Annotated in this window: 22 protein-coding genes and 2 pseudogenes; 17 read left to right on the forward strand and 7 right to left on the reverse strand. The window is 51.4% G+C overall.

The genetic code is table 11. From position 1 onward, the window contains the following. From BZG81_RS15725 to BZG81_RS13365, 5 genes and pseudogenes are all read left to right on the forward strand, one after another. A pseudogene (locus tag BZG81_RS15725) lies at positions 1–172 on the forward strand (ISAs1 family transposase); the annotation flags it as partial. Between the two features lie 27 nt (positions 173–199). Then, a pseudogene (locus BZG81_RS13350) lies at positions 200–739 on the forward strand (MarC family protein); the annotation flags it as partial. A gap of 180 nt (positions 740–919) precedes the next feature. Beyond that, entirely contained in the window at positions 920–1,186 is a 267-nt protein-coding gene (locus BZG81_RS13355; RefSeq protein ID WP_021024098.1) for a DUF4212 domain-containing protein, read from the forward strand. 12 nt (positions 1,187–1,198) lie between these two features. Further along, the gene (locus BZG81_RS13360) at positions 1,199–2,926 is read left to right on the forward strand and encodes a sodium:solute symporter family protein (RefSeq protein WP_021024099.1); all 1,728 of its coding nucleotides are present in this window, start codon (positions 1,199–1,201) and stop codon (positions 2,924–2,926) included. Between the two features lie 69 nt (positions 2,927–2,995). Continuing rightward, positions 2,996–3,508, forward strand: a complete 513-nt coding sequence (locus BZG81_RS13365) for a hypothetical protein (RefSeq protein WP_236719544.1) — start codon at positions 2,996–2,998, stop codon at positions 3,506–3,508. 58 nt (positions 3,509–3,566) lie between these two features. Here the strand turns inward: BZG81_RS13365 and BZG81_RS13370 are convergent, their stop codons facing one another. From BZG81_RS13370 to BZG81_RS13380, 3 genes are all read right to left on the reverse strand, one after another. Next, on the reverse strand, positions 3,567–3,791 hold the full coding sequence (locus tag BZG81_RS13370) for a hypothetical protein (protein WP_077461897.1): 225 nt from the start codon (positions 3,789–3,791) through the stop codon (positions 3,567–3,569). After that, positions 3,791–7,240: a hybrid sensor histidine kinase/response regulator gene (locus BZG81_RS13375; protein WP_077677613.1), complete on the reverse strand. Its 3,450-nt coding sequence runs from the start codon at positions 7,238–7,240 to the stop codon at positions 3,791–3,793. The genes BZG81_RS13370 and BZG81_RS13375 overlap by 1 nt, the downstream gene beginning before the upstream one ends. A gap of 130 nt (positions 7,241–7,370) precedes the next feature. Beyond that, on the reverse strand, positions 7,371–8,546 hold the full coding sequence (locus tag BZG81_RS13380; protein WP_021024103.1) for a 3-phenylpropionate MFS transporter: 1,176 nt from the start codon (positions 8,544–8,546) through the stop codon (positions 7,371–7,373). A 197-nt stretch (positions 8,547–8,743) separates the two neighbouring features. Between BZG81_RS13380 and BZG81_RS13385 the strand changes: the two genes are divergently transcribed. The 9 genes from BZG81_RS13385 to fis all read left to right on the forward strand — a co-directional run bounded on the left by BZG81_RS13385 (position 8,744) and on the right by fis (position 18,446). Continuing rightward, complete coding sequence (locus tag BZG81_RS13385) at positions 8,744–10,540, forward strand: DUF294 nucleotidyltransferase-like domain-containing protein (RefSeq protein ID WP_077677614.1); 1,797 nt, start codon at positions 8,744–8,746, stop codon at positions 10,538–10,540. A 1-nt stretch (position 10,541) separates the two neighbouring features. Then, on the forward strand, positions 10,542–11,165 hold the full coding sequence (locus BZG81_RS13390; RefSeq protein ID WP_021024105.1) for a 3'-5' exonuclease: 624 nt from the start codon (positions 10,542–10,544) through the stop codon (positions 11,163–11,165). Between the two features lie 229 nt (positions 11,166–11,394). Next, positions 11,395–13,344: an acetate--CoA ligase gene (acs, locus tag BZG81_RS13395; RefSeq protein WP_077677615.1), complete on the forward strand. Its 1,950-nt coding sequence runs from the start codon at positions 11,395–11,397 to the stop codon at positions 13,342–13,344. Positions 13,345–13,614: 270 nt separating this feature from the next. Then, positions 13,615–14,070, forward strand: coding sequence for a type II 3-dehydroquinate dehydratase (gene aroQ, locus BZG81_RS13400; RefSeq protein WP_077461892.1), 456 nt, complete (start codon positions 13,615–13,617; stop codon positions 14,068–14,070). Positions 14,071–14,095: 25 nt separating this feature from the next. Next, a complete protein-coding gene (accB, locus tag BZG81_RS13405; RefSeq protein WP_077461891.1) occupies positions 14,096–14,563 on the forward strand; it encodes an acetyl-CoA carboxylase biotin carboxyl carrier protein in 468 nt (155 codons plus the stop codon). Between the two features lie 10 nt (positions 14,564–14,573). Next, positions 14,574–15,917 carry an acetyl-CoA carboxylase biotin carboxylase subunit gene (gene accC, locus BZG81_RS13410; protein WP_021024109.1) on the forward strand — a complete coding sequence of 448 codons (1,344 nt, stop codon included), beginning with the start codon at positions 14,574–14,576 and terminating at the stop codon, positions 15,915–15,917. Positions 15,918–16,044: 127 nt separating this feature from the next. Beyond that, the gene (gene prmA, locus BZG81_RS13415; protein ID WP_077677616.1) at positions 16,045–16,932 is read left to right on the forward strand and encodes a 50S ribosomal protein L11 methyltransferase; all 888 of its coding nucleotides are present in this window, start codon (positions 16,045–16,047) and stop codon (positions 16,930–16,932) included. A 229-nt stretch (positions 16,933–17,161) separates the two neighbouring features. Then, complete coding sequence (gene dusB, locus BZG81_RS13420; RefSeq protein WP_021024112.1) at positions 17,162–18,127, forward strand: tRNA dihydrouridine synthase DusB; 966 nt, start codon at positions 17,162–17,164, stop codon at positions 18,125–18,127. Between the two features lie 22 nt (positions 18,128–18,149). Then, positions 18,150–18,446, forward strand: a complete 297-nt coding sequence (fis, locus tag BZG81_RS13425) for a DNA-binding transcriptional regulator Fis (RefSeq protein WP_021024113.1) — start codon at positions 18,150–18,152, stop codon at positions 18,444–18,446. Positions 18,447–18,535: 89 nt separating this feature from the next. Here fis and zntR read toward each other — a convergent pair whose 3' ends face one another. Further along, complete coding sequence (zntR, locus tag BZG81_RS13430) at positions 18,536–18,961, reverse strand: Zn(2+)-responsive transcriptional regulator (protein ID WP_394329759.1); 426 nt, start codon at positions 18,959–18,961, stop codon at positions 18,536–18,538. A gap of 270 nt (positions 18,962–19,231) precedes the next feature. Between zntR and purH the strand changes: the two genes are divergently transcribed. Both purH and purD read left to right on the forward strand, forming a co-directional pair. Then, the gene (gene purH, locus BZG81_RS13435; protein ID WP_077677617.1) at positions 19,232–20,821 is read left to right on the forward strand and encodes a bifunctional phosphoribosylaminoimidazolecarboxamide formyltransferase/IMP cyclohydrolase; all 1,590 of its coding nucleotides are present in this window, start codon (positions 19,232–19,234) and stop codon (positions 20,819–20,821) included. Positions 20,822–20,842: 21 nt separating this feature from the next. Continuing rightward, positions 20,843–22,138, forward strand: a complete 1,296-nt coding sequence (gene purD / locus BZG81_RS13440) for a phosphoribosylamine--glycine ligase (protein ID WP_077677618.1) — start codon at positions 20,843–20,845, stop codon at positions 22,136–22,138. 147 nt (positions 22,139–22,285) lie between these two features. Here purD and BZG81_RS13445 read toward each other — a convergent pair whose 3' ends face one another. Continuing rightward, the gene (locus BZG81_RS13445) at positions 22,286–22,960 is read right to left on the reverse strand and encodes a DUF1481 domain-containing protein (protein WP_077677619.1); all 675 of its coding nucleotides are present in this window, start codon (positions 22,958–22,960) and stop codon (positions 22,286–22,288) included. Between the two features lie 60 nt (positions 22,961–23,020). Beyond that, entirely contained in the window at positions 23,021–23,293 is a 273-nt protein-coding gene (gene hupA, locus BZG81_RS13450) for a nucleoid-associated protein HU-alpha (RefSeq protein ID WP_021024119.1), read from the reverse strand. A 223-nt stretch (positions 23,294–23,516) separates the two neighbouring features. Here hupA and BZG81_RS13455 point away from each other — a divergent pair, with 223 nt between their 5' ends. Next, complete coding sequence (locus BZG81_RS13455) at positions 23,517–24,605, forward strand: CNNM domain-containing protein (protein WP_077646924.1); 1,089 nt, start codon at positions 23,517–23,519, stop codon at positions 24,603–24,605. A gap of 58 nt (positions 24,606–24,663) precedes the next feature. On the opposite strand, the gene BZG81_RS13460 is transcribed toward BZG81_RS13455, so the two are convergent. Continuing rightward, entirely contained in the window at positions 24,664–25,254 is a 591-nt protein-coding gene (locus tag BZG81_RS13460; RefSeq protein WP_077461884.1) for a YjaG family protein, read from the reverse strand. Positions 25,255–25,340 lie beyond the last annotated feature (86 nt).

The following is a 25,340-nucleotide window of genomic DNA, read 5'->3' on the forward strand; positions in this document are numbered from 1 at the left end:
CATGCCGAGAATTAGGGTAGATGACCGAGCTGAAGTTTTTGCACGAATAAGGCAAATGGTTTTGAATTTATTAAAGCAAGAGAAGAGTTTCAAAGCCGGCATTCAACGCAAGCGAATGATGTGTGCGATGGACCAAGAGTACTTAGCGACCGTGCTGGGAAGCCTTTCATGACGGGGATGTTCATGCGTTTTCCGTGATATGACAGCGAAACAAAAACGCCGCGTTGCGATTAAAGCCGTCACTATTTCCTTTGCGATTTTGCTTTTCTTTCTCATTATTGGTCAGATTTTGTTAGAAGCGATGCAAATTCCACTGCCCGCATTTCAAGCCGCGGGCGGTTTAGTACTCCTTCTTTTTGCTCTGACCATGATTTTCGGCGAAGGCAAACCCAGCCAAGAGGCCAAAATGCTGAGCGAAAACGTGGATAAAGCCGAGATAGCGGCAACGGCCGTTTACCCCTTGGCTGTGCCTTCCATTGCCTCCCCTGGCGCCATGATGGCCATTGTGATGCTCACCGATAACAACCGCTATGCCATTGCTGAACAAGCGATCACAGCGGGAGTGATGTTTTTAGTTCTGCTCGCGACCTTGGCTTTACTCCTCGGGGCCAATGTGATTCACAAGGTGATTGGTAATGTGGGCGCTTCTATTATCAGTCGCGTAATGGGGCTGATTCTCGCCTCGGTGGCAGTGGCTAATTTACTCGAAGGGGTCCAAAAGTTTTACCACTTAAGTTAGACCTTTGGCGAAAGCCTTGGCTGGCTCACACGGAGCCAGCCCAACCTACCTCACAAAACACCTGATTTTTCCTGCGATTGCCTACAACTAAGCTCGACTAAAGTTGCAATGTCGCTTTGCCTAACCCCTGCTATCGTCATTACGTAACATTCCATTAACGTAATAAACAAGGAGAAGGCGATGGCGTTTCAAAGCAAGGAACACGCAAAAGCCTACTGGGACAGAAACGTAAAACTGATGATCAGCTTACTGATTGTCTGGTTTGTGGTCTCATTTGGCTGCGGGATCTTATTCGTTGATGCTCTCAATACCATTCAAATTGGCGGCTACAAATTAGGATTCTGGTTTGCTCAGCAGGGATCGATTTATACCTTCCTCGGCATCATTTTTGTGTATACCAAACAAATGCGCAAACTCGATCGCGAGTTCGGTGTTGACGACGAGTAAGAGGATAAACACATGGATTTAAGAACCATTACTTATATTGTTGTCGGGTTCACATTCGCACTCTACATCGGGATTGCAATTTGGGCACGCGCAGGCTCCACCAAGGAGTTTTACGTCGCGGGCGGCGGGGTCAACCCCATCGCAAACGGGATGGCCACCGCTGCAGACTGGATGTCAGCCGCTTCCTTTATTTCAATGGCCGGCTTAATTGCCTTTATGGGTTATGGCGGTTCGGTGTTTTTAATGGGTTGGACTGGCGGCTTCGTGCTTCTTGCATTGCTGCTCGCGCCTTATCTCCGTAAGTTTGGCAAATTTACCGTGCCAGAGTTTGTCGGTGAGCGCTTTTATTCAAAAACCGCACGTATCGTCGCTGTCATCTGCTTAATCATCGCCTCAGTGACGTATGTTATCGGTCAGATGAAAGGGGTTGGGGTGGCTTTTGGTCGCTTTTTAGAAGTGGATTACTCCACCGGGCTATTAATCGGTATGGTAATCGTCTTTATGTATTCCGTGATGGGCGGGATGAAAGGCATTACTTACACCCAAATTGCTCAATATTGCGTACTCATTTTAGCTTACACCATTCCCGCAATCTTTATTTCCCTTAACTTGACTGGTAATCCGTTCCCACAACTGGGTCTCGGTAGCACCATGGCGGGCACCGATCAGTATCTGCTCGATCGACTGGATCAGGTGGTCACCGAACTTGGCTTTGTGGAATACACCACCGCAGTGCGTGGCAGTACGCTCAATATGTTTGCCTACACCATGTCACTGATGATTGGTACTGCTGGCTTACCCCACGTCATTATCCGTTTCTTTACCGTGCCTAAGGTACGTGATGCTCGGGCTTCTGCGGGTTGGGCGCTGTTCTTTATCGCGATTTTGTACACCTCAGCACCTGCGGTCGCGGCAATGGCGCGCTTGAACTTAATGGACACTGTGAATCTGCCTAATGGCGACAATCTTGTCTATGACGAGCGTCCAGACTGGTTCAAAAACTGGGAAAAAACCGGGCTACTTGGTTTTGATGATAAAAACGGCGATCAAAAAATTCAGTACACGTCGGATCCGGCAACCAACGAATTACGCGTTGACCGCGATATTATTGTCCTGGCCAACCCCGAAATCGCCAAACTGCCTAACTGGGTGATCGCCTTGATTGCCGCCGGTGGCCTGGCGGCCGCTTTATCGACCGCAGCCGGGTTATTATTGGCTATATCGTCCGCGATATCCCATGATCTGATTAAAGGGGTCGTCAATCCGAATATCAGTGAAAAAGGCGAGCTGATGGCGAGCCGGATATCCATGGCATTAGCGATTGCCGGCGCTGGATACTTGGGGCTCAATCCACCAGGCTTTGCGGCCGGGACAGTGGCACTTGCCTTTGGTTTGGCCGCGTCATCGATATTCCCGGTACTGATGATGGGGATCTTCACCAAAACCATCAATAAAGAGGGCGCAATTGCGGGTATGGTAGCGGGGATCAGTGTCACCCTGTTCTATGTCTTCCAACATAAAGGGATTCTGTTTGTCGCTGATTGGACCTACTTCGAAGGCTTAGGCAGCAACTGGATCTTAGGGATTGAACCCAATGCCTTTGGTGCAGTCGGGGCAGTCTGCAACTTTGTCGTCGCTATCATTGTGTCACGCATGACGAAGGAAACACCGCAAGAGGTGCAAGACTTAGTCGAACACGTTCGCATGCCATCGGGTGCGGGTGATGCGCAATCACATTGATACAGTGTTAAACTATCAAGCCCCTTCGGGGGCTTTTAAACGACCGATTATGTCCAGCCAAGGAGAGGCATGATGTCAACGATAACGCGTTTATTAACCAACAAGCATGTAGTTATCGCGATGCTAGTCGCGCCGGTGCTCGCAGTGATAGCCTATTTTGCGGTCGATGCCAGTGTGTCTGAAGCGCCCAAGGCGGCCCAACCGGGGAAAAGCTACCCGCTTGCTGTCCGTTCCAACTGTCGCTATACCAGCGGATTTTGTCAGCTCGAAAATGGTGATATGAAACTCAAACTGGAGTCACAAGGGATCGAGGATAATCAGCTGACGTTGCGGCTGATCAGTGAGTTGCCTTTAGAAGGTGTTCGTATTGGCCTGGCACAGACCTCGCCCCAAGCAATGCAAGCCACCGGTAATAAAGGTACCCACTGGCTCGTATCACTGCCGGCACCAAAGAGTAATGATGCACAAATCCGCGTCGCGGTGAGCATGGCGGGTAGCCATTATTTTGCGCAAACGCCTGCTACGTTTATCGAGCACAAGACCTTTTACACCGAACACCAGCAAGCCCAAGACGCATCATAGTCGACGACAAAATGCGTCATAATTGATGATACCATGATGACCCCAGCGAAGGGAGCCACTAGCTATTCAGCGACATCACGGCAGGTCGAATCGCGGCAATAATCACAGCGATTTTGTGTTCATAAGCTTGTTCAGCAAGCCAATGGTTCACATCGGCCCATCCGTCGCCATCCAAGTGAGCAAGTTCATCGACTTCAATATGGCCATCAATAGGATCAAATCGTCCTTCGACCTTGACGGTACCGATATCGGTTTCAAGGCGCGCGAATGCAAACGGCGTCATTATTTTCCTCGCTGTTGTAATAGGGTCCGTAGCTTCAGCGGCTTCACGGGCTTAGACAGATACGTAAAGCCTAGTCCAGTTACCGCCTGTTGTGTTTCAGTACTGCGGTCAGCGCTGATCATTACGCCATGAAAACAAGCGCCCAACTTTAGCTGGCATTGCTGTAATACTTGTAGGCCCGTTTGTTGGTTGGCTAAATGATAGTCACTCAGCACAAATTCAGGTTGCCATTGTTCACTGATTTGCTGCATTGCCTCGCCAACATCTTGCGCGCACCGCACATCACAGCCCCAACGTGATAAAAGCTGGGTCATTCCGGTCAAAATATCTTGTTCATTATCAACGCATAATACTCGGCACCCTTCCAACACCTGGGCGCTGTGCAGCGTTGGTGTGGCGCCTTTCGGAATAGCATTCACTTGGCGGATATCACTGCCATCAACAGTGATGGAAAAAACAGTCCCCTTGCCTGGCCATGACTTCAGTCCCAACGGTTGAGACAAGATTTGGCTAATGCCTTTCGCGATAGCCAGCCCCAGTCCCAGCCCCTGCTCTGCACCTTGGCGCTCAATCCGAGTGAACTCTTGAAAAATATCTTGCTGGCGAGCCAACGGGATCCCATCCCCATCATCCCAAACCTCGATTCGATAATCATGGCCGGTACGGCGCACGCCAAATAACACCCGTCCGTCTGGGTTGTAGCGAAAGGCATTGGTTAAGAAGTTTTGCAATACTCGCCGCAGGAGGGTTTTATCCGAGCGGACAATGGCCCGGCTGCGGCAGACATGAAAATCGAGGCCTTGTCGATGTGCTAACACTCCAAATTCCGCTTCAAGCGCATCAAAGACTTCACTCAATGGAAAGGATTCAATCCGGGCTTTCATCTTGCCCGATTCAAGACGAGAAATGTCCAATAAGTCTCCAATCAATACCTCAGCACTTTCGAGCGCACTTTCGATATGCTGCGCGGCGGTTTCTGTTTCACGGTTGACCGCCATTTCACTCAGTGATGAGGCAAACAAGCGCGCCGCATTGAGCGGTTGCATTAAGTCGTGACTCACTGCGGCTAAAAAACGGCTTTTTGACTGCGAGGCAGATTCCGCTTTACGGGTGGCGTCGATTAAACGGCTATTCAAGCGCTCCAATTCCTGGGTTCGCTCAGTCACACGCGCTTCCAAGGTTTCGTTTGACTGTTTGAGCGCGGCTTCGGCATCGCGGAACGCGGTGATATCGGTAAAGGTCATGACAAAGCCCCCGCCCGGCATCGGATTACCTTGCAATTCAATCACGCGCCCGTCGGGATGAACACGCGAGGACGTATGCGGCTTTCGTCGCGTTAAGTGCATCACTCGTTTGCTCACATGATCCTCCGGATCGCCCGGCCCACACAATCCCCGCTGAGCATTGAACCGGATTAAGTCTGCGACCGGTCGTCCGACTTGAATAAGCCCAGGTGGGAATTGGAACATATCGATATAACGCTGATTCCACGCCACTAGCCGTAATTGTTTATCCACCACCGATATCCCTTGATTGATATGCTCAATGGCGCCTTGCAAAAGACCGCGAGAAAAATCAAACAACTCAGAGGCTTCATCCACGATGGTGGCAATTTCCTCCAGCTGCATATTTCGTCCTTGTAGTGCAGAAGACAGCACCAGCCGAGCGGATGACGATCCAAACACGCCCGCCAGCACCCGCTCGGTATGACGAATTAAAGGGGCGCTGGCCTGTTGCTGTGGCATTAACTCCTCACCGCGCTGCTCAGCAAATTGGCTAAAAGCCTGGCGCATGCGTCGACGCCCCACGAAACGTGACGCCAGCATCTCAAGCTCTGCGACCGTGACTCGGCTTTGATACAAGCGCGCACCATCGTTTTCGGGTAATGGCATGCCGACAAATGCGGCGGCTTGCAAGCGCTCACTCAGTGACGGTCGTGTTAATAAAGACACAAAGATAAAGCTGACGGCATTCATCAATACGCTAAAGGCCAACCCCCAATCAATGATATTAAGCCCGGCGAGTGGAGGTAATGATGGTGGCGTAATCAGCCAGATAAGCATATTGGATTGCCCATCCCCTGCCAGCATCCCGGTTTGGACCATCATGGTCACCAACCAAAGCGAAAATCCGACCGTTAGCCCAGCGTACACCCCTTTTTTATTACCTTGCCGCCAATACAAGGCGCCAACCATGGCAGGTGCAAATTGCGCGATGGCAGCAAAAGACAGAAAGCCAATTTCTGACAAGGTTGGGACAGTTAAAATCAAATGATAGAAGCCCCAAGCGGCAATCAAAATCAAGAAAATCAGCGCGCGACGGACGTTGAGTAATAAACCAGAAAATTGCGCGAAATTGCGAGAGGCCATTTTCATACGCCGTAACAGCAGCGGCATAACAAGATCATTGGAGACCATAATGGCCAGCGCAATGGTAGAAACAATCACCATGCCACTGGCTGCCGAGGCACCGCCCATAAACGCCAGTAATGCCATGCCTTCCGCGCCCACAGATAAGGGCAAGCGGATCACATAGGCATCCGCCGGTGTACCGGGCAATAACGCTTGCCCGGCATAAGCCATGGGAAGGACAAAAATTAGCATCAGGAGTAGATAGGTTGGGAAGACTTTACGTGCCATGTTCAAATCGCTTGCACGCGTGTTTTCCACCACCATGGTATGAAACTGGCGCGGCAGACAAATAATCGCGGCGCCCGTTAAAAAGGTGTGAATGATTAAACTACCGACATCGGGCTCACCGATAACGCCTGATGCTTCAAGCGTTATTGGCAACGTCGGCGCTTGGAATAACAGCGCAACAACAAACACGCCAACCCCGAGAAAAGCCACCAGCTTAATGACAGATTCAAACGCCACTGCCATCATCATACCGCGATGATGTTCGGTGCTATCAATGTGTCGAGTACCAAATAACACCGTAAAAACGGCGAGAACGACACACACCAACCACGCAATTTGCGTTTGTTCTAAGCCAACACTCCGCCCCATTTCCGGCGAGAGCACGTCAAGGCCCATGGCAATGCCGCGTAGTTGCAACGCAATATAAGGGAGCACCCCCACCACAGCGATCAGCGTCACCATCACAGCCAGTCCCTGAGACTTGCCATATCGCGCCGCAATAAAGTCAGCGATCGAAGTGATATGTTCGCGTTTGGCAATCAGAATGAGACGAGCGAGAAAGCGCCATCCGAGGGTAAACACCAACATCGGCGCCAGGTAAATCGGCAAAAAGGACCATGGAGAGCTGGACGCTTGGCCGACGGTGCCAAAAAAGGTCCAAGAGGTGCAATAAACGGCAATGGAAAGGCTATAAATCCAAGGCCGCCATTTGTGAAGCCAGCGCGGCTGGCGATCGCCATACCAGGCAATGGCAAATAATGCCCCCATATAGAGCAGTGAAACAGAGACAATTACCCAGCCTTGTGTCATGACTCCCTTCCTGACGCCATAATGTGCCAAATCCTTTGGCTGGGTGTACCACGGCAACGGCGCCCACTCAATCATGCAATGCTGGCTTTGTGGGCGCTCTAGCTAACTTTATTGCAAGCCGGTAAGCCGTTTATTGCACACTGGCATGCTTGGCGCGTCGAAATTCGGGCTCACGTAATGGGAGCACAAAAACAGGCAACGCAAGCAGCGCCATTGCGTAAAAGGTTCCCGATGGCGAAACCGCATAAATCCACCCACTTGTAGTAGTAAGAGCCGCGACCACCGCGCCCATCGGCAACGCGTTATAAGCAGCTTGTGCAGCGACCAACCGCGTTCCGCATTCACGCTGAATATACTGCATGGCACCCAAGTGCGCACCGGCAAAGGTGACGCCATGGAGTAACTGAACCAACACAACGGGAATGGCTGCGGTGGTGGTGCCTGTTATCCCCCAACGGATCAATACGCCTAACGCAGCCAATTGGAATAACGACTTGGACGACCAACCGCTAAAAAGCCGGGCGCCGAGAGCAAATACGGCCACTTCTGATACGACGCCCAAGCTCCATAAATAGCCGACGATACTCTCGCTGTAACCGGCCTGCTTCCAATAAATCGCACTAAAGCTGTAATAGGCGGCATGACTGCCCTGCAACAAAGAGGCGATCAGCAAAAATACAATGACCTGACGATCACGGAATAGCTGACGCATCGACACTTTGCTGCCTGTCATATCATGCTCGCTTTGCGGCATGATGGTCGGACGACGCAAGGTCAGCAGTAAACATGCCGATAAGCCACCGATTGCCACCCAAGGAATAATTGCCGCCGATTGCTCGGTCACCAACCAGCCCGTTAAGCTCGAACCGACAATAAAGGCAATCGACCCCCAAAGACGCGTACGACCATAGTCGATATACCGATGACGCGCGTAATAGTTCGCTAACGCATCAGACAAGGGCACCGCTGGACCAATGGCTAAATTAAACAACACAGTGACGAAAGCTAGCCACCACACATTGGCGCCCATCATAGGATGCAAGGCACAGGTCACCAACGCCATCAAGGTCAACGCCCGCAGAGCCGGCAACAAAGCTTCAACCTGTTGCACACGCGGAGTAAACACTAAGTTGGCGACACATCGGGTAGCAAAACCAAGCCCAATCAAGGTCCCGATCACACCCGAATTAAGGCCTAGAGACTCAAACCATATCGCCCAAAACGGCAAATACACGCCATACGAAAAAAAGAAGCCGCCAAAATATTCTGACAACCAACGAAAGGGGGAACATTGGGTTAATGCCATATCATTACTTCATATTAAGAGACATACGGCGCTAAGTGTCGCAGTAATAGGACGGGAAAAAAAGACACAAGCGGCGCTTATTGATGGCAAAACATTGATCTCGTCGATGAAACCGTCGTAACTGGCTAGACTAAAGTCGGCTAGCAGGATCGCGAGGGCTAGGACACACTGAGGCTATCATAGTGAGGAGTGCGATTATGCCTGAACCTTTTGACACCTCGCAGCCACCGTTTGATTGCCTAACGCCCGCACAAGCCAAACAATGTCGACAAGCGCTGGATGTTGGCTATTTTCGACGTGGTGACAGCCTGATCCATGCAGGCGATACGGGTGAGCAGCTGTTTATCATTATTAAAGGCAGTGTCGAAGAAGTCTCAGAAGACGGCAAAGAAGTGTTTTCTCACTATACGTCTGAGGATTTATTTGACGTCCCCACGCTCGTGCACGGCACCGCCAAACATCAATACCGCGCCCTAGAAGATACGCTTTGTCACCTACTACCGGCCGAGGTGTTTCTTGCGATATACCATAGTAATCAAGACTTCCGCGATTACTTTGAGACCAACTTACAACGCCGACAAGCGTTAATGGTCCAGGCACGTCAGCAACAAAACCTCGCCGAATTTATGCTCACCAGGATTGATGATAGTAATATTCAACCTGCGTTATGTATTTCCCCAACGCTGACGATAAAAGCCGCGACCGCGCAAATGAAAGCCGAACGCTGTGACTGTGCATTGGTGACGTTTGATGATGGAGACTGCGGGATCATTACCCGGACGAACTTATTACACGCTTTGGTGCTCGATGGCTATGATCAATCTGCCCCCGTTGGCGAGGTGGCCACGCGCCCTGTGGTCAGTGTTGAGCGCGGTGACTTTCTTTTTCACGCCATGATCAGTATGACGCGCCAGCGCGTGAAGCGTGTGCGTGTGGTCGACCAGCAAGGGCAAACCGCGGGGATGCTTGACCTGCCGCAAGTGCTGAGCCTATTTTCAACCCACTCACACGTGCTCAACTTGCAAATTGCGCGCGCCCAAACCATTGATGAGTTAGTTATCGCCGCCAATAGCCAGAGCAAACTGGTGCATACCCTATTTAATAACGGCATCCATACCCGCTTTGTGATGCAACTCATCGCTACCGTGAATGAACAAATCATGGAAAAAGCCTTTCGCTTGTTGGTGCCCGAGAACTATCAAAACCAGTGCTGCATGGTGGTGATGGGCTCAGAAGGACGGGGCGAGCAAGTACTTAAAACCGATCAAGATAATGCGCTTATTCTCGCCGATGACCTGGACTGGCCGGATTGTCAGCAAGTCATGGCGACCTTTTCACACACGCTTTATCAACTGGGCTACCCGCCCTGCCCCGGCAATGTGATGGTCAGCAACCCCAAATGGGTAAAAACCGCCTCGCAATGGCAACAAACCGTGCGCAACCTCGTCCAAAGTGCCAATGAACAAAGCGTGATGGATTTGGCCATCTTAGCCGATAGCCAGGCGATTGCTGGGGATCTCAGCTTGATTAATGCGATCCAAACACCACTTCACGAGGCGTTAAGTGACAATATGTTGGCGCTTAATACCTTTGTGCGTCCCGCGCTGGCCTTCCGGGTTCCTTTGACCGTGTTTGGCTCGCTTAAAAGCAGTAAAGAAGGGCTAGATATTAAAAAAGGCGGCATTTTCCCGATCGTCCACGGTGTTCGCACCATGAGCTTAGAAAAAGGGATCACCGAGACCAATACCTTTGAGAGGCTCGCGCAACTGGCCCAGTTAGGCACACTTGCCGACGAGACGGCAGAAAACCTGTCAGAGGCGCTAAAACTGTTTATTCGTCTTCGTCTACGCCAACAACTTCGTGGTGAGCAGCAAAGTAACCGTCTGGATGTGGCCGACTTACCGTCGAGTGAACGCGATCTGTTGCGCCACGGGTTGCACGTGGTGAAAAAGTTTAAACAATCCCTCGCATTCCACTATCATGTGAGGGATTAACGTGAACGAGCTAGCTCGCTATTGGTATCGCTATCGGTTGCGCCACTCTCCTTATCGCGCGCTCTTTTTACCGCCAGATAAACGTACCCTGATATCACTGGATTGTGAAACCACCAGCCTTGACCCAGCTCATGCCGAGTTAGTCACGATTGCGGCGACACCGATCAAAGGCAATCGTATTCTGACCAGTCAATCGCTGACACTCACTCTTGCCGCGCCCGAAAGTTTAAGCGCCAGCTCCGTGCGCATTCATCAATTGCGTCATCAAGATCTTGTCCATGGTGTCAGTGCCAAGCAGGCCATGACCTCACTGATCCACTTCATCGGTAATCATCCTTTGGTTGGCTACCATATCCGCTACGACAAAAGCATTTTGGATCGCTATGCCCGTCAATATCTTGGTTTCCCGCTGCCCAACCCACTGATTGAAGTCAGCGACATTTATCAACGCAAATTAGAGCGCCTACTCCCTAATGCTTATCATGACATCAGCATGGAAGCGATCAGTCGCCATCTAGAGATTCCCCTTCCTGCTCGCCATGATGCTTTAGACGATGCCTTAGCAGCGGCCCTGATTTATGTTCGCCTGACGCAAGGCGAGATGCCAATCCCTCAATCTCGGTAATCCAGCGCCCTTGAATCGCAATAAAAGTGCGATCCAGCGCCCAGTAACTGGCCCGACAACACCACAATCCACTTAAAAATCAAGGGGCTCATCCTAAAGTCTAATTGCCGGATAGCCTTATCTGTCACACCTTTACTGCATGGTTTACGTTTGCCAGGCCGCGGTAACGCCTGACATCTCACGACATGGAAGCGCCGCGCGGAGCATCGCGGACACGAGGAGAAACAGGATGAGCGATAGTCACGTATATCCCGTCATGCCTTCAATTGCACAAAAGGCACACGCTGATGAGGCCAAATATCAAGCTCTCTATCAGCAGTCAATTACCGACCCTGAGGGATTTTGGCGAGAACAAGGCCAGATAATTGATTGGATAAAACCTTACAGCAACGTCAAGCACACGTCATTTGATACGGGGCATGTCGATATTCGCTGGTTTGAAGATGGCACACTCAACGTGGCGGCCAACTGTATTGATCGCCACCTAAAAGACAAAGGCGATCAAATCGCGTTGATTTGGGAAGGCGATGATCCCAACGACGATGCGACCCTGACTTACCAAGCCCTTTACGAGCACGTGGGTCGCTTTGCTAACGCCCTAAAAGCGCAAGGGGTTAAAAAAGGCGATGTGGTTTGCTTGTATATGCCGATGGTCATGGAAGCGGCCATCGCGATGCTTGCTTGTGCGCGCATTGGGGCGGTGCATACCGTCGTATTCGGTGGCTTCTCCCCTGAAGCGCTTGCAGGCCGCATCATTGACTCTAACGCGAAAGTGGTGGTGACTGCGGATGAAGGGGTACGCGGTGGCCGTGCCGTCCCATTAAAGCAAAATGTCGATGAAGCGCTAACCCACCCCGACGTGAAATCAATCGAAAAAGTGGTGGTCTACCAGCGCACAGGTGGCGACATTGATTGGCATAATCACCGCGATGTTTGGTGGCATGACGTCACGGAAAACGCATCGGTGGATTGCCCCGCAGAAGAAATGCAGGCTGAAGATCCCCTTTTCATTCTCTACACCTCCGGCTCCACCGGCACCCCCAAAGGCGTTCTCCACACCACAGGCGGATACTTAGTTTACGCCGCAATGACCTTTAAATATGTTTTCGATTATCAAGACGGCGAGGTGTTCTGGTGTACGGCCGATGTCGGCTGGATTACCGGTCACAGCTATCTGGTGTATGGCCCGCTCGCGAACGGGGCAAAAACCCTTTTATTCGAAGGTGTCCCCACCTACCCGACCACGGCGCGAATGAGTGAAGTGGTCGATAAGCACCAGGTCAATATCCTCTACACCGCCCCCACCGCGATTCGCGCACTGATGGCCAAAGGCAATGAAGCCGTTGCCGGCACCCAACGTAATTCGCTACGGATCATGGGATCGGTCGGCGAGCCTATTAACCCCGAGGCCTGGGAGTGGTATCACAGCACCATCGGTAATCAAGCCTGTCCAATTGTCGATACTTGGTGGCAAACAGAGACGGGCGGGATTTTGATTACGCCCCTCCCTGGCGCCACGCCACTTAAACCGGGCTCAGCGACGCGTCCTTTCTTTGGTGTTCAGCCAGCGCTGGTGGACAACATGGGCAATCTTCTTGATGGCGCGACAGAAGGTAACTTGGTGATGCTGGACTCATGGCCCGGTCAAATGCGGACCGTATTTGGTGACCACGATCGCTTCGAGCAGACTTACTTCTCCACCTTTAAAGGCATGTATTTTACCGGTGACGGCGCGCGCCGCGATCAAGACGGCTATTACTGGATCACCGGCCGGGTTGATGATGTACTCAATATATCCGGGCACCGAATGGGCACCGCCGAAGTCGAATCCGCGCTCGTCGCATTCGATAAAATTGCCGAAGCCGCAATTGTTGGGGTACCTCATGATATCAAAGGCCAAGCCATTTATGCCTATATCACCCTCAACGCCGGTGAAGTGCCGAGCGCCGAGTTGCATAAAGAAGTGAAAGAATGGGTGCGAAAAGAAATCGGACCGATCGCCACGCCAGATTTCATTCATTGGACCGATGCGCTCCCTAAAACACGTTCCGGTAAAATCATGCGCCGAATTCTGCGTAAAATTGCCACAGGCGAAACCGGAAGCTTGGGAGATACGTCTACCCTTGCCGACCCGAGTGTGGTGGATAAGCTTATTGCAGAAAAAGAGAGTGTGGTGTAACCCTAACGAAAGATTGCTTAGCAACCTTTGCCGCCCACGGGCGGCTTTTTTATTCTTGCCGCTAAACCTGCTTTAGCGCGCATTTTTTCAACACCAACAGGACGAAGTGTGCTGATTAGACCAGTATTTTGCTGCGATTTGCGGTGAATTCTCTATAATTGCTATCACAAAGGATAAAATCGCATGTAGCGTACCATCACAGCATGCGTACCAGCAGGAATTCACACTAAGCTGACACGATGTTAGCGAATAGGAGAAGTAAGCCTCAAGATGCCGACAAGAAACCACATTTTAGTCTTAAACGGCCCGAACCTTAACTTGCTCGGACGCCGTGAGCCTGAACACTATGGCTCTCAGACCCTCGCGCAAATCATGGCCGCGTTAGAGGCCCAAGCCACAGGGTTGGCATTGACCCTTGAGCACTTTCAATCCAACAGTGAAGCTAGCCTCATTGATAAAATCCACCAAGCGATGGAAAGCGTGGATTTTATTATTATTAACCCAGCCGCTTTGACGCACACCTCGGTTGCATTGCGCGATGCACTGCTCGGGGTCAACATTCCCTTTATTGAAGTGCATTTATCTAATGTTCACGCCCGCGAACCCTTCCGACATCATTCCTATTTGTCGGATAAAGCGGTCGGCGTGATCAGTGGCCTAGGGGCTGATGGTTACGAATTCGCCTTAACAGCTGCCGCACGCCACCTCGCGTTTGCGGCCCAGTAAAACAAAACATAAGAAGAGACGTATCATGGATATCCGCAAGATTAAAAAACTGATCGAACTTGTCGAAGAGTCGGGCATCTCCGAACTCGAGATTGCCGAAGGTGAAGAGTCAGTACGAATCAGTCGCTCAGCACCCGCAGCGCCAGCCCAAATGGCTGCGCCACAGTACGCACCACAATACGCAGCACCGGCTGCGCCAGCACCCGCGCCTGCCCCCGAGGCTTCTGCCGCAGAGCCAGCAAGCGCACCTAAACCGACTGGCCATCAGGTTCTGTCACCCATGGTTGGCACCTTCTACCGTGCACCGAGCCCAGAGTCGGCAGCATTTGTCGAAGTCGGCAGCCAAGTGAAAGAAGGCGACGCCTTGTGTATCGTTGAAGCCATGAAAATGATGAACCAAATCCAAGCCGATAAGAGCGGGGTGGTGAAAGCGATTCTGTGTGAAGACGGCCAGCCCATTGAATTCGACGAACCACTCGTGATCATCGAATAAGCGAGGGCGCATGTTAGATAAAATTGTAATTGCTAACCGTGGTGAAATTGCACTGCGGATTTTGCGTGCTTGTAAAGAGCTCGGCATTAAAACCGTGGCGGTGCATTCCACCGCAGATCGCGATCTTAAGCATGTCTTGTTAGCCGACGAAACCGTCTGTATTGGCCCCGCGCCAAGCAATCAAAGCTACTTGAACATTCCTCGCATTATCAGTGCCGCTGAAATCACCGGTGCTGTTGCCATTCATCCTGGCTACGGCTTCTTATCAGAAAATGCCGATTTCGCCGAGCAAGTTGAACGCTCAGGGTTTGTGTTTGTTGGCCCTAGAGCAGAAACCATTCGTCTGATGGGGGACAAGGTCTCCGCGATCGAGTCGATGAAAAAAGCGGGCGTGCCCTGTGTGCCAGGTTCAGATGGCCCTCTGGGTAGCGATCAAGAGAAAAACAAAGCGATCGCCAAGCGTATCGGGTATCCCGTCATTATCAAAGCGTCTGGCGGCGGCGGTGGCCGTGGTATGCGTGTGGTTCGTGCCGAATCGGAACTGATTGACGCCATTGCCATGACGCGTTCTGAAGCAAAATCCGCGTTCAGCAACGACATGGTTTACATGGAAAAATTCCTTGAAAACCCACGTCATGTTGAAGTGCAGGTACTCGCAGACGGTCAAGGTGGTGCCATTCATCTCGGTGAACGCGATTGCTCAATGCAACGCCGCCATCAAAAAGTGGTCGAAGAAGCCCCTGCACCAGGGATCACTGCAGAAATGCGTAAGTTTATTGGTGAACGTTGCTGCCGCGCGTGTGTTGAAATTGGCTATCGCGGCGCCGGTACCTTTGAATTCTTGTATGAAAACGGCGAGTTCTTCTTTATCGAGATGAATACACGTATTCAAGTTGAGCACCCTGTGACAGAAATGGTCACGGGTATCGATTTGGTTAAAGAGCAACTGCGTATCGCTGCCGGTCAGCCGCTGTCGTTTACGCAAGACGATATTCAGATTCGTGGTCATGCGGTCGAGTGCCGGATAAACGCCGAAGATCCAGAGCGCTTTATCCCCAGCCCGGGACAAATCCAACGCTTTCATTCGCCAGGTGGCATGGGTGTACGCTGGGAGTCCCATGTCTATACGGGCTATCACGTGCCTCCCCATTACGACTCCATGGTCGGCAAGCTTATTTGTTATGGGGAAAACCGCGACGTTGCGATTGCTCGCATGAGAAATGCGCTCGCTGAGACGGTGATCGACGGCATAAAAACCAATATCCCACTCCAGATCGACATTATGAATGACGAGCACTTCCAACGCGGTGGTGCCAACATTCATTACCTCGAGAAGAAGCTCGGCTTGTCATGACCAGAGCGTAGAACGATAAATAGACGCAAAGCGGCCTGCATATTAGTAGGCCGCTTTTTGTTTGCAGCATGCACAGTGTTGATCTGATAAAATCTTCAGTATTCCTTATCCTGACACGAGACTCACCATGCCTTGGATCCAATTAAAACTGAACGCCAATGCCGACAATGCTGAAGCACTTGGCGATCTACTGATGGAAGAAGCCGGCGCGTTGTCTGTGACCTTCCTTGATGCCAAAGACACCCCGGTTTTTGAGCCTTTACCCGGCGAAACCCGCTTGTGGGGCGAAACTGACATCATGGCGTTGTATGATGCACAAGCCGATATGGATACCGTATTAGCGGTATTAAACACGAGCCCATTGCTGGCTGACAACTTTGCCCACAAGATCGAGCAGCTCGAAGACAAAGACTGGGAACGGGCATGGATGGATAACTTTAAGCCGATTCAATTTGGCGAGCGGCTGTGGATCTGTCCGACCTGGTGTGAGGTCCCCGATGACACGGCAGTCAACGTGATGCTGGATCCTGGACTCGCCTTTGGCACCGGCTCTCACCCAACCACGGCCCTTTGTTTGGAATGGCTTGATAGCTTGGATCTAAACGGAAAAACCGTGATTGATTTTGGCTGTGGCTCAGGCATTCTAGCCATTGCGGCTATCAAGCTGGGCGCTGAGCGGGTCATTGGCATTGATATCGATCCCCAAGCCCTGCTCGCCTCCAAGGACAACGCTGAGCGTAATGGTGTTGCCGATCAACTGCACCTGTATCTCCCGAAAGACCAACCGGCCGATCTGAAAGCAGATGTGGTCGTGGCCAATATTCTCGCTGGCCCACTCCGTGAGCTTTCTGGCGTGATCAAAGGGCTGATCAAACCAAATGGTCAACTAGCGATGTCTGGCGTTCTCGATTCTCAAGCCGAAGACGTTGCTAATCACTATCGCGATCGTCTCGATATTAACCCGATCGTCGAACGTGAAGAGTGGTGCCGGATAAGCGGCCAGTTGCTCACTTAATCGGTCAGATCGTCGCGCTATGAGCTTGCCGCACAAGTAACTTTTGTCGGTAAGCCATGGTTGACGTGCTACTTGAAATGCTTGATTAATCAGCGAAACGCGGCTGATACAAAAAGTGCGAGAAAAATCAAGCCATCAATGCTCAAATATTGTCCTTTTCAGACGCAGCAAAAATGCGTAAAATGCGCGCCCTTGCTGACTCAGAGCGGCTGAAGAGGATTTAGAGCTTTTGCGTATCGGACCTTACACCCTGGATGTCCCTTTGATCGTCGCCCCAATGGCCGGCGTGACGGACCGACCATTTCGTGAGCTATGCCTTGCGCATGGTGCCGGTATGGCTATCAGTGAAATGATGTCATCCAATCCAGCATTGTGGCGGACGAACAAATCGCAAAAGCGCATGGTTCATATTGACGAATCCGGTCTACGCTCAGTGCAAATCGCGGGGGCTGAACCCGAGCTTATGGCTGAGGCGGCGCGATTTTGTGTCGAGAACGGGGCGCAAGTGATTGACATCAACATGGGTTGCCCAATGAAAAAGGTCAATAAAAAGCTAGCAGGCTCTGCATTGCTAACTCGACCCGATCTGATTGAGCAAATCCTAACAGCCACGGTAAACGCGGTGGATGTTCCCGTGACGCTTAAAACGCGTACAGGCTGGGATCCGGACAATAAGAACTGTGTAACGATCGCCCGGATGGCGGAAGATTGTGGTATCCAAGCCCTTGCACTGCATGGCCGCACGCGTGCTTGCATGTACAAAGGTGAGGCAGAGTACGACAGCATTAAAGCTGCGAAAGCAGCGGTATCGATTCCGGTGATAGCCAATGGCGACATTGATTCACCAGAAAAGGCCCAGTATGTTCTCGACTATACAGGGGCAGATGCCGTAATGATTGGTCGCCCTGCTCAGGGACGCCCGTGGATTTTTCGCGAAATCCACCACTATCTCACCACAGGTGAGCACTTGCCTGCCCCTTCATTAGAAGAGGTTAGGACGATTTTGTTGGGTCATGTTCAAGAGCTTCATCAATTTTATGGGGAGCTCAAAGGATTACGTATTGCCCGAAAGCACGTGGGCTGGTACCTCAAAGAGCATGATCAAATTGGCGACTTTCGCCGCACCTTCAACGCAATCGAAGATGCACAACAGCAGATCGATGCGCTGCAAGGCTACTTCGACAACGTTGCATAAATACGAGAAGAGCTGACAGAATATGTTCGAACAAAACCTGACTTCCGAAACATTGACAGTAACAACTGTAACTTCACAAGATCAAATTACGCAAAAGCCACTTCGTGACTCTGTAAAAGCGTCCTTGAAGAACTACCTCGCGCAATTGAATGGCCAGGAAGTCAACGATCTGTATGAGCTTGTCCTCGCAGAAGTTGAGCAGCCACTGCTGGATACCATCATGCAATACACCCGCGGTAACCAAACCCGCGCAGCCACCATGATGGGCATCAACCGCGGTACATTGCGTAAGAAACTGAAAAAATACGGCATGAACTAATCAATCATTGGTTTGGCTGTTATAAAACGGGCTAGCCGTCAATCGGTTAGCCCGTTTTTGTTTTCTCTGATGGTGCAACGCACCTTTCCTTAACAGCATGAGTTGGAATCTTCACTGTCCGCTAGGGTTTCCAATATTGAGCAATGGGTCGCGTCATCGTCGTCCATACCGCAGCAGGCGGCATTTAAACGTGTCAGGGCATGCTTGACCCGCTCTAGCGCGGCTATCTTCTCTGAGACCTCATTCAGGCGCCGCTGGGTGATCCCTTTCACTTCTGCACAGGTGTGTAACGTCGCTTCTTCGCGAATGTCAGACAGCTCGTGAATTTCATCAAGCGATAATCCCATTTCTTTGCCGCGCAAAATGAACATGACTTGGCTAATGGCATCATCGGCATAAAGCCGGTATCCACCCTCTGTACGCGCACTCGGGGCCAGTAGACCGGACTTTTCATAAAAACGCAGCGTATCGGTGGAGACACCACAGTGCTTGGCTAGCTCACCTATTTGCAGCAACTTGGTCATCACCGCTCCTTTTCATGTTGGATGAACTCTCTTTTTGTAACAAAGGCGGGCCCTTATGACCAGCGTTGCATCAAGGCAAGCAACGACAGCCCGATAAAAACAATAAAAATGTCGCCATCAGCAAATAGCAATCGATTGCGCAAATAAAATCAGATAGAATGGCGCCGCTTTGACAATTGGCCGTTTAATAAAGTTTACCTATGTGGTTAGCCATGGTGGGCTTTGATAAGCATTCAATCTGTCAGTGAAGAGAACTAAGCCATGGAAAATCTGCGTCCTATTCGTCGCGCGTTACTGAGCGTGTCTGATAAAACCGGTGTGGTCGAGTTTGCCCAAGCACTCGCCCAACGCGGTGTCGAACTGCTATCGACCGGCGGCACGGCCCGTTTGCTCGCAGAAAACGGCCTTGCGGTCACCGAAGTCTCCGAGCATACCGGCTTCCCAGAAATGATGGATGGCCGCGTGAAAACCCTCCACCCGAAAATTCACGGTGGTATTCTGGGCCGGCGCGGTCAAGATGATGCGGTGATGGAACAGCATCAGATCGCACCGATTGATATGGTAGTAGTGAACCTCTACCCGTTCGCACAAACCGTTGCCAACCCAGATTGCACACGTGATCAAACCATCGAGAATATCGATATCGGCGGCCCAACCATGGTGCGCTCAGCGGCGAAAAACCATGCTGATGTCACCATTGTGGTAAACAGCCAAGACTATGATCGCGTGCTCACCGAGATGGATCAGCACCAGCAGTCTTTGACACATGCCACGCGCTTTGATTTAGCGATTGCCGCGTTTGAGCACACCGCGGCCTACGATGCCATGATTGCGAATTACTTTGGTACCCAAGTGCCTGCCTATCATCACGCAGAAGACAGCCAAGAGTCGCCATTCCCACGCACCCTGACCCAACATTGGGTTAAAAAGCAAGACATGCGCTATGGCGAGAACAGCCACCAGGCGGGCGCCTTTTATACTGAAGCCCACCCGCAAGAAGCCTCGGTGGCCACGGCTACCCAACTGCAGGGCAAGGCGCTGTCTTATAACAATATCGCTGACACCGATGCGGCATTAGAGTGCGTGAAAGAGTTTGAACAACCTACCTGCGTGATTGTAAAACACGCCAACCCCTGTGGCGTTGCTATCGGTGAAGACTTACTCAGTGCCTATCAGCGCGCTTATCAAACCGATCCTACCTCAGCATTTGGTGGCATTATTGCCTTTAACCGTGAGCTGGACGGCGACACGGCACACGCCATTGTTGAGCGTCAATTTGTCGAAGTGATCATCGCGCCGCGCGTCAGTGACGCCGCCAAAGCGGTAGTCGCGGCGAAGAAAAATGTCCGTCTTCTCGAGTGTGGCCAATGGCAAGCACGCACCACAGGTTGGGATAGCAAGCGCGTCAATGGCGGCTTGTTAGTTCAAGCACGCGACCAAGGCATGGTCGGTTTAGACGATTTGCGCATTGTCACTGAGCGTCAGCCCACAGACAAAGAGCTAAGCGATGCCCTATTTTGCTGGAAAGTGGCAAAATACGTAAAATCGAACGCGATTGTGTATGCCAAAGACAGCATGACCATCGGCGTCGGCGCCGGCCAAATGAGCCGCGTCTACTCGGCGAAAATAGCCGGCATCAAAGCGGCCGATGAGCAGCTCGAAGTGGCCGGTAGTGTAATGGCCTCTGATGCCTTCTTCCCTTTCCGTGACGGCATTGATGCTGCGGCAAAAGCTGGGATCACCTGCGTGATCCAGCCGGGTGGTTCGATGCGTGATGACGAAGTGATTGCCGCCGCCAATGAGCATGGCATGGCGATGGTCTTTACCGGTATGCGCCATTTCCGCCACTAAGTGGGCGATGAAGGAGAAGACATGAAGGTATTAGTAATTGGTGGCGGTGGCCGCGAGCATGCGCTAGCGTGGAAAGCCGCGCAATCATCCAACGTTGAGATCGTATATTGCGCGCCGGGAAACGCCGGCACCGCGCATGAAAACAAGTTGAGTAACATTGCGATCGCAGCTGATGACGTTGAAGGGTTGCTGGCCTTTGCCCGCGAGCAACAGATTGATTTAACCATCGTCGGTCCTGAAGCGCCCTTGGTGTTGGGCGTGGTCGATGCCTTCCGTGAGCACGGCTTAGCCATCTTTGGTCCTACCCAAGCGGCCGCGCAACTTGAGGGGTCTAAAGCGTTCAGCAAAGACTTTTTAGCGCGCCACGGCATTCCCACCGCTGACTACCAAACCTTTGCCAAGGTGGAGCCTGCATTAGCCTATATCGCGGAAAAAGGCGCGCCCATTGTGGTCAAAGCCGACGGCCTTGCCGCTGGCAAAGGGGTCATTGTGGCGATGACCGAGCAAGAAGCGACTGAGGCCGTGCGCGATATGCTCTCGGGCAATGTCTTTGGTGAAGCGGGCCACCGCGTGGTCATCGAGGAATTTCTGCAAGGCGAAGAAGCAAGCTTTATCGTCATGGTGGATGGTGAGCATGTGTTGCCAATGGCCACCAGCCAAGACCATAAACGCGCAGGTGAAGGCGATACCGGCCTCAACACCGGCGGTATGGGTGCATACTCGCCCGCCCCTGTGGTCACCGACGCCATTCACCAACGCGTGATGGACGAGGTGATTATGCCCACCGTCAAAGGGATGTATGCGGATGGTGCGCCCTATACCGGCTTTTTATACGCAGGATTGATGATCGCCGCCGATGGGACGCCAAAAGTCATTGAGTTTAACTGTCGCTTTGGCGATCCGGAAACTCAACCGATTATGATGCGTTTGCAATCTGACTTGGTGGAGCTTTGCCTGGCTGGCACGCAAGGACGCCTCAATAAAGTCGATTCTCAGTGGGATCCACGTGCAGCCGTCGGCGTGGTTTTAGCCGCAGGTGGCTATCCAGGAGACTATCGTAAGGGCGATCGTATTACTGGGCTGCCTACCGATAGCGATACCGCCAAAGTGTTTCATGCCGGTACTGCGCTCAACAACGGCGGCATTGTCACATCTGGCGGGCGTGTACTCTGTGCAACGGCACTGGGAGAGACGGTAACAGCCGCCAAACAAGGCGCTGACGCGCTTGCCGCTATGATTTACTGGCCAGGCTGCTTTTATCGCAGTGACATCGCCCACCGCGCGGTATCTCGCGAAAAGGCCGATTTATCGACTTAATGTTACATCGCGGCATGCCGCATCCAGCAAGCCAGACCCGATAAATGCGCCACCAAGGCGCATTTTTTATATCCGCGGTTTTTACGTATCGACGAGCTTTTTTGCTTCGATAGGGTTTTGTTCATCGAGCGTCTATTCATCGAGCTTTTATTCGTCAAGTAAGCGAGGGCGCTGCAAACAGGCTTTGTTATTATCGACATATACAAGAAAGTCGATGTTATCGCGTAGGATACCTGAATCGCCACCTGCTACCACAAAGGTGCCGGGCTGACTTATCTGCGAAACCACGCTGGGATCAATCGTGTCAGAAAATGTCCAACGCTGGGTATCGCCACGACAATCGACCCAACGGTCGCCCTGACGCTGCGCTTGCCACACTGATACATCACGTGACAACTGCGTTTTTGCTTGCTGCTGTACTTGATTGGCTTCTTGATAAAGGCGGGTCAGTGTCGCGCTACTCAAGGGGAGTAAGGTTTCATCTTGCTGATAGCGCTGAAAGACAGGCTCACCTCTGGCATCAAATCGAACATAGATAGAGAAGGGAGCTAATGCGGCGCCCGCCAGCTGTGTGCCCTCTCGTTTGATTGCACGCAAGCTGCCGTCTCGCCAGACATACTCGCTACGATAACGACCATAATCGCCCTGCCACACCTGCTCGGCTAAACCAATTACCTGCCCTTGCTGACTATCCAACCAGTAAACAGCGCGATAATCGCCGGCGGAAGCGGCGGTCATATGCGTAACCGGCTTGGAAGGCTGCCCACTTGAGCACCCAACCAGGATGGCCATCAACGCGACTATCCAAAATTTAGAACGCATCACGAGTCCACATACAAAAACGCCATAGCGAGAAGGCTATGGCGACATGAGCAGTAACGCTTATTTAACCGCGTCTTTTAACGCTTTACCCGCGACAAACGCAGGTACGTTTGCTGCCGCAATTTGAATTTCTTGACCCGTTTGTGGGTTGCGACCTGTGCGTGCTGCACGGTGGTTCAATTTAAACGTACCGAAGCCAATCAGTTGTACCTGCTCGCCTTCTTTCAAAGCGCCTTCAATACCGCCTAAAGTCGCTTCCAAAGCGGTTTTCGCTTGTGCTTTTGAAAGTTCTGCTTTTTCTGCGATCAGGTCGATCAGTTGGGTCTTGTTCATTATGTCTTCCCTTCTAGGTTTTTTAGAGACGAAGTCACTCTAATTCAAAAGAAGCCCGGCTGGCAAAGGTTTGTGGCGCTCTGTGTGGCTGTATGGAGGCTCTTTAACCACAAACTGAGCGCGAACTCACAATTTGTTGCGTTTTTTCTCAGTTGAAAGGTTGTAAACGCCCGCCAATGGCCTGATCTTTAGAGTGTTGACTGACTTTTAACTTCGGAAATTTATGCTCATTCTGATCCTTTTTATCTCGCTTTCAATTGGTGTGTCTTTCATCTGCTCAGTACTGGAAGCGATTTTGCTGAGCATCACACCGAGCTATATTGCCAATCTAAGAAACCAAGGTCACCCAGCCGCAGAGCGGCTCAACGCACTTAAAAAAGATATTGATCGGCCACTCGCATCCATTCTGACACTGAATACCATTGCGCATACCGTTGGAGCCGCCGGTGCAGGCGCGCAAGCTGCCCATGTGTTTGGTGATGCTTGGGTCGGGGTATTCTCCGCCGTTCTTACACTGGCGATTCTTCTTTTATCAGAAATCATTCCTAAAACCATTGGCGCCAATTTCTGGCCTCAACTGGCACCCAGTGCCGCCGTCATTCTAAAGTGGATGGTCTGGGCATTAACGCCGTTTGTTTGGCTGTCCGAACAAATCACCAAGCGGCTGAGCGCAGATACCACGCATGTCAAACTGCGTGACGAAATTTCAGCGATGGCAATGCTGGCATCTGAAAGTGGCGAAATGGGCGAAGATGAAACGCAAATGCTCAATAACATGCTTAAATTACGCGATCTTCCTGCCACTCAGCTTATGACGCCACGTCCCGTATTATTTCGTGTTCCCGCCGATATGGATGTTAACACCTTTCTCAAGGAACATGGCGATTGCCCCTTCTCACGTCCTCTTGTCTACGGTGAGCAGCGTGACGATATTTTGGGGTTTGTCCACAAATCCAATATCTATGAAGTCAAAACCGAAGGGGCAGGACAAACACAGTTAGGCAACTTGATGCGTCCACTCGCGGTGATCTTACCCGGTAATACGGTCTTACAAGCATTTGATATTTTAATGATTCGCCGCGCTCAGTTGGCGATGATTGTCGACGAATACGGCACGGTACAAGGGATTATCACGCTCGAAGACATTTTTGAGTATCTCACCGGAAGAGAAATCATTGATGAGGCGGACACCGTGACGGACATGCAACAACTGGCTTATCAGCGCTGGGACGCCTGGAAGAAGCAGCATAATATGATTGAAAGCCAAGACGATGACGAGCCTCCGGTACAACGACATACCGATGAGTCATAACTCGAAAAGGCGGCCTAGGCCGCCTTTCTGTTCTTACTGACGTTTTGGCAATTTACGCTTACTCTGCACGCAACCCTAGATTACTCACGCCAGCTTCTCGAAGCTCTTGTCGGATGCCTTTGAGCATCTCCACATCACGACTTTCGGCACTTTTCAGCACACGGAAGATTGCCCACTGGGCATCCCATTCCTCACAAACCGCCTCAAACGCCTTTTGATTGTCATCGGTTACCGTTTCACCGGTTTGTGCTTCTTCAAGCTGGGCAACACTGAGGACCGACTGCTGAGAAACTTTTAATGTAATGGGCAAGATTTCATCACGATCTAACAAAGCGTGAAGAAGCTGAGACAAGGCAATACAGGCATCAATCGCCGGATACGTCAGATAGATGGCATCGTCATCAGCCACAGGGATCAATGGCTCGAGCTTTTCTAATTGACGCTCAAAGTCAATTTTAGCCGTTTTGACCGTTTGCGATTCCCAAACCGCATCGAGAATATTGCGAAACGCTTGCGGGTCGGCAAATTCTGTTTGCGCACAGAAAAGCGCGTAGTTTGGCACCATACGCTCCACCAGCGCAGCCATAAAACTAATATGTTGCCAATTCTCACATTTTTCCAAACGCAGTTGTAAAGGGTTTCGTAACATAGCTAATTGATCTTTAATAGCGGGAAGGACAAACGTCCTCGGTCAATGAGGGCAGTGTACTCGATTCCCCCCAGCATAAAAAGGAG

Origin of the sequence: Salinivibrio sp. MA607, from assembly GCF_001996245.1 — a bacterium.
Taxonomy (GTDB): Bacteria; Pseudomonadota; Gammaproteobacteria; order Enterobacterales; family Vibrionaceae; genus Salinivibrio; species Salinivibrio costicola.

Bases quoted from the DNA above. Each gene is read 5' to 3' on its own strand.
- BZG81_RS13355 (WP_021024098.1), top strand. From the start codon at position 920: ATGGCGTTTCAAAGCAAGGAACACGCAAAAGCCTACTGGGACAGAAAC.
- BZG81_RS13360 (WP_021024099.1), top strand. From the start codon at position 1,199: ATGGATTTAAGAACCATTACTTATATTGTTGTCGGGTTCACATTCGCA.
- BZG81_RS13365 (WP_236719544.1), top strand. From the start codon at position 2,996: ATGATGTCAACGATAACGCGTTTATTAACCAACAAGCATGTAGTTATC.
- BZG81_RS13370 (WP_077461897.1), bottom strand. From the start codon at position 3,791: ATGACGCCGTTTGCATTCGCGCGCCTTGAAACCGATATCGGTACCGTC.
- BZG81_RS13375 (WP_077677613.1), bottom strand. From the start codon at position 7,240: ATGACACAAGGCTGGGTAATTGTCTCTGTTTCACTGCTCTATATGGGG.
- BZG81_RS13380 (WP_021024103.1), bottom strand. From the start codon at position 8,546: ATGGCATTAACCCAATGTTCCCCCTTTCGTTGGTTGTCAGAATATTTT.
- BZG81_RS13385 (WP_077677614.1), top strand. From the start codon at position 8,744: ATGCCTGAACCTTTTGACACCTCGCAGCCACCGTTTGATTGCCTAACG.
- acs (WP_077677615.1), top strand. From the start codon at position 11,395: ATGAGCGATAGTCACGTATATCCCGTCATGCCTTCAATTGCACAAAAG.
- aroQ (WP_077461892.1), top strand. From the start codon at position 13,615: ATGCCGACAAGAAACCACATTTTAGTCTTAAACGGCCCGAACCTTAAC.
- accB (WP_077461891.1), top strand. From the start codon at position 14,096: ATGGATATCCGCAAGATTAAAAAACTGATCGAACTTGTCGAAGAGTCG.
- accC (WP_021024109.1), top strand. From the start codon at position 14,574: ATGTTAGATAAAATTGTAATTGCTAACCGTGGTGAAATTGCACTGCGG.
- prmA (WP_077677616.1), top strand. From the start codon at position 16,045: ATGCCTTGGATCCAATTAAAACTGAACGCCAATGCCGACAATGCTGAA.
- fis (WP_021024113.1), top strand. From the start codon at position 18,150: ATGTTCGAACAAAACCTGACTTCCGAAACATTGACAGTAACAACTGTA.
- purH (WP_077677617.1), top strand. From the start codon at position 19,232: ATGGAAAATCTGCGTCCTATTCGTCGCGCGTTACTGAGCGTGTCTGAT.
- purD (WP_077677618.1), top strand. From the start codon at position 20,843: ATGAAGGTATTAGTAATTGGTGGCGGTGGCCGCGAGCATGCGCTAGCG.
- BZG81_RS13445 (WP_077677619.1), bottom strand. From the start codon at position 22,960: ATGCGTTCTAAATTTTGGATAGTCGCGTTGATGGCCATCCTGGTTGGG.
- hupA (WP_021024119.1), bottom strand. From the start codon at position 23,293: ATGAACAAGACCCAACTGATCGACCTGATCGCAGAAAAAGCAGAACTT.
- BZG81_RS13455 (WP_077646924.1), top strand. From the start codon at position 23,517: ATGCTCATTCTGATCCTTTTTATCTCGCTTTCAATTGGTGTGTCTTTC.
- BZG81_RS13460 (WP_077461884.1), bottom strand. From the start codon at position 25,254: ATGTTACGAAACCCTTTACAACTGCGTTTGGAAAAATGTGAGAATTGG.